General features: G+C 66.9%; 4 protein-coding genes. All 4 read left to right on the top strand.

Features of this window, described 5'->3' with window-relative positions:
• On the top strand, positions 1-808 hold an 808-nt coding region (locus EN745_RS31145; protein ID WP_127423016.1), incomplete at its 5' end, for a magnesium chelatase domain-containing protein.
• Between the two features lie 43 nt (positions 809-851).
• Positions 852-1,532, top strand: coding sequence for a CvpA family protein (locus EN745_RS31140; RefSeq protein WP_126055661.1), 681 nt, complete (start codon positions 852-854; stop codon positions 1,530-1,532).
• A 148-nt stretch (positions 1,533-1,680) separates the two neighbouring features.
• On the top strand, positions 1,681-3,150 hold the full coding sequence (gene purF / locus EN745_RS31135; protein WP_127423015.1) for an amidophosphoribosyltransferase: 1,470 nt from the start codon (positions 1,681-1,683) through the stop codon (positions 3,148-3,150).
• A gap of 27 nt (positions 3,151-3,177) precedes the next feature.
• Positions 3,178-3,933, top strand: a complete 756-nt coding sequence (locus EN745_RS31130) for an SDR family NAD(P)-dependent oxidoreductase (RefSeq protein ID WP_127405840.1) — start codon at positions 3,178-3,180, stop codon at positions 3,931-3,933.
• Positions 3,934-4,161 lie beyond the last annotated feature (228 nt).

Genomic DNA, 4,161 nt, shown 5'->3' with positions numbered 1-4,161 from the left:
GTGCTCGACGACGCGCGGACCGGCGATCGTGCTCGTCGGTCATGTCACCAAGGAAGGCCAGATCGCCGGTCCGCGCGTCGTCGAGCACATGGTCGACGGCGTGCTCTATTTCGAGGGCGAAGGCGGCCACCACTACCGCATCCTGCGCACGGTGAAGAACCGCTTCGGGCCGACCGACGAGATCGGCGTGTTCGAGATGTCGGACAAGGGCCTGCGCGAAGTCGCCAACCCGTCCGAGCTTTTTCTCGGCGAGCGCCACGCGAAGTCGCCAGGAGCGGCCGTTTTCGCCGGCATGGAGGGCACGCGTCCGGTGCTGGTCGAGATCCAGGCGCTGGTGGCGCCCTCCTCGCTCGGCACGCCACGCCGCGCTGTCGTCGGCTGGGACGGCGCGCGGCTGTCGATGGTGCTCGCGGTGCTGGAGGCCCATTGCGGTGTGCGCTTCGGCCAGCATGACGTCTACCTCAACGTTGCCGGCGGCTACCGGATCAGCGAGCCGGCTGCCGATCTGGCGGTCGCCGCCGCGCTGGTTTCGTCGCTCACCGGTCTTGCCCTTCCTGCCGATTGCGTCTATTTCGGCGAAATCAGCCTGTCGGGTGCGGTGAGGCCGGTTGCGCATGCGCAGCAGCGCCTCAAAGAGGCCGAAAAGCTGGGTTTCGGTAGCGCGGTACTGCCCTTGGGCAGCGAGGACCTTGTCGGTGGCAATGGCGCTGGGGGGATCGGGGCCGGCGCTTTCCAGCCCACCGAGCTTGCCGACCTCGTCGCGCGCATAGCCGGCTCACGGCGCAGCCGCGCCGAGGAGCAAGAATGACGCGGCTCGTCGAGCGGTAGAGACATGGAGTGGGGCGAAGGACATGCCGATTACGCTGCTTGACGGAATTCTCGTCGGCTTCACCCTGGTCTCGGCGATGCTCGCCATGGTGCGCGGCTTCTCGCGCGAGGTACTCTCCATCGTCTCCTGGGTGGCGGCGGCGGTGGCGGCCTTCTTCTTCTACAAGCCGGTGCTGCCTTACGTTCAGCCCTATGTCGACAACGACAAGATCGCCATGGCGGCGGCCGCCGGCATCGTCTTCGTCATCGCGCTGATCGTCGTCTCGGTCATCACCATGAAGCTCGCCGACTGGATCATCGATTCCCGGATCGGCGCGCTCGACCGCACGCTCGGCTTCCTCTATGGCGCGGCGCGCGGCATCCTGGTGGTCGCGGTGGCGCTGCTGTTCTTCAACTGGCTGGCCGGGGCCAAGGCGCCGGGCTGGGTCGCCAACGCCAAGTCGCGGCCGCTGCTGGAGACGATCGGCGCGAAGCTCGAAAGCCTGCTGCCGGAGAACACGGAAGAGCTCGTCAACAAATACACCCACAAGGGCGAGCCCGCGGCTGAAACTCCGGCGGCGCCCGGCGCGACGACCGACCAGCCGGCGGCCGAACCGCCGGCAAACGGCGATGACGCCGATGCGCCGGTCGATGACAATGAAGGCGAAGCCCCTGCCGACAACGCGCCGGCGCCGGCTCCCGCCACTCCGGCGCCGGCAAACTGATCGCCGCCAAGACGAGCGCCCGCGGCAAGGCGGGCGCTTCCCCGGGGATTGACGTTGGTGTGAACGCCGCAAGGCATGCGTTGCTTTCGACGAGCGATCGCCTTATATGGCGATTTTAGCGGAGCTTGAGCCCCTCATGGCAGTTTCGATGGCAGACGCAGGCGACGTGCTATCCGCCGAGGCCGACGACCATTTCCACGACGAATGCGGCGTGTTCGGCATTTTCGGCCGGCAGGACGCGGCGGCAATCGTCACGCTGGGCCTGCACGCCCTCCAGCATCGCGGCCAGGAAGCCGCCGGCATCGTTTCCTATGACGGCAGCCAGTTCCATGTCGAACGCCATGTCGGCCTGATCGGCGACACCTTCACCAAGCAGCGCGTCATCGACAGCCTGCAAGGCAACCGCGCCATCGGCCATACGCGCTACGCCACCACCGGCGGCGCCGGCCTGCGCAACATCCAGCCCTTCTTCGCCGAACTCTCCGAGGGCGGTCTCGCCGTCGCCCACAACGGCAACCTCACCAATGCGCTGACGGTGCAGCGCGCGCTGCAGAAGCAGGGCTCGATCTTTTCCTCGACCTCCGACACCGAAACGCTGCTGCATCTGGTCGCCACCAGCAAGGAGCGCGACCTGAACTCGCGCTTCATCGACGCGGTGCGCCAGGTCGAGGGCGCCTTCTCGCTGGTAGCCATGACGGCCAAGAAGATGATCGGCTGCCGCGATCCGCTGGGCATCCGGCCGCTGGTGCTGGGCGACCTCGACGGCGCCTGGATCCTCGCTTCCGAGACCTGCGCGCTCGACATCATCGGCGCCCGCTTCGTGCGCGACATCAAGCCCGGCGAGATGGTGGTCATCACCTCCAAGGGCATCGAGAGTCTGTTCCCGTTCGAGCCGCAGAAGACCCGCTTCTGCATCTTCGAATATGTCTATTTCGCGCGGCCGGATTCTTCGGTCGAGGGCCGCAACGTCTACGAGGTGCGCAAGCGCATCGGCGCCGAGCTGGCGCAGGAAAACCCGGTCGAGGCCGACATCGTCGTGCCGGTGCCGGATTCCGGCACGCCGGCGGCCATCGGCTTTTCCCAGGCCGCCGGCATTCCCTTCGAGCTCGGCATCATCCGCAACCACTATGTCGGCCGCACCTTCATCCAGCCCGGCGATTCGATCCGCCACATGGGCGTCAAGCTCAAGCACAACGCCAACCGGCGCATGATCGAGGGCAAGCGCGTGGTGCTGGTCGACGATTCGATCGTGCGCGGCACCACCAGCCAGAAGATCGTGCAGATGGTGCGCGACGCCGGCGCCAGGGAGGTGCATATGCGCATCGCCTCGCCGCCGACCAGCGCGTCGTGCTTCTACGGCGTCGACACGCCGGAGAAGTCGAAGCTGCTCGCCTCGCGCATGTCGGTCGAAGAGATGGCCGAATTCATCCGTGTCGATTCGCTCGGCTTCCTGTCAATCGACGGGCTCTACCGCGCCGTCGGCGAGGCGCGCCGCGACAACGACCAGCCGCAATTCTGCGACGCCTGCTTCACCGGCCAATCCCCGACCCGCCTGCTCGACTTCGAAGGCCACGACAATGTGCGCACTCTGTCGCTGCTGGCGACGAGCGGCGCATAGGCCGGATCACCTCACGGAAGCTCTCGCATGACCCTCGACCTCTCCGGCCGCCTGGCGGTCGTCACCGGCGCCTCGCGCGGCATCGGCTATTTCATGGCCAAGGAATTGGCCGCCGCCGGCGCGCATGTGATCGCGGTGGCCCGCACCGTCGGCGGGCTCGAGGAACTCGACGACCAGATCAAGGCCGAGCATGACAGGACCGGCAAGGGCGAGGCCACGCTGGTGCCGCTCGACCTTGCCGACATGGCCGGCATCGACCGGCTCGGCGGCGCCATCCACGAGCGCTGGGGCAAACTCGACATACTGGTGGCCAATGCCGCCGTGCTCGGTGTCATCTCGCCGATCGGCCATGTCGAGGCCAAGACCTTCGAAAAGGTGATTACGATCAACGTCACCTCGACCTGGCGGCTGATCCGCTCGGTCGATCCGCTGCTCCGCCTCTCCGATGCCGGCCGCGCCATCATCATGTCCTCCAACGCGGCGCATTCGGCGCGCGCCTTCTGGGCGCCCTACGCAGCTTCCAAGGCGGCGGTCGAGACGATGATGCGCTCCTGGGCGCACGAGACGCAGAGCCTGCCGCTGCGGGTCAACGCCGCCGACCCCGGCGCCACCCGCACCGCCATGCGCGCGCAGGCCGTCCCCGGCGAGGATCCGGAGACGCTGCCGCATCCGTCCGAGATCGCCAGGCGCATCCTGCCGCTGGCAAGTCCGGAGCTGAAGGAAACCGGACTGATCTTCCAGGCCAAGCACGACCGCTTCGTCGCCTACCGGCAACCGGAATAGAGCTTCGGCGCTTATCTGCATGTCGTTTCCCAAACCGCTGCATTTGGGGGACCGGCGTCAGGGATTAAATGCGCCTCCGGCTACGTTCTTCGAATGTAGAACATTCGAAACCGGAGGACCGCCATGCGCAAACTCATTCTCGTTGCCGCCACCGCGACTGCCGCCGCCCTTGCCGTCACGGCGGGCGCCGCCCTTTCGCAAGACGCGAAGATGAGCTTCTTCGTCACC

Source organism: Mesorhizobium sp. M4A.F.Ca.ET.022.05.2.1 (genome assembly GCF_003998845.1).
In the GTDB taxonomy this organism is placed as follows: Bacteria; Pseudomonadota; Alphaproteobacteria; order Rhizobiales; family Rhizobiaceae; genus Mesorhizobium.
The sequence above is the reverse complement of the archived record's forward strand: the minus strand, read 5'-3'. Positions and strand labels throughout refer to the sequence as shown.

What these genes read in the sequence shown, in the direction of transcription:
- EN745_RS31140 (WP_126055661.1), top strand. Translation starts at nt 852, where the DNA reads ATGCCGATTACGCTGCTTGACGGAATTCTCGTCGGCTTCACCCTGGTC.
- purF (WP_127423015.1), top strand. Translation starts at nt 1,681, where the DNA reads ATGGCAGACGCAGGCGACGTGCTATCCGCCGAGGCCGACGACCATTTC.
- EN745_RS31130 (WP_127405840.1), top strand. Translation starts at nt 3,178, where the DNA reads ATGACCCTCGACCTCTCCGGCCGCCTGGCGGTCGTCACCGGCGCCTCG.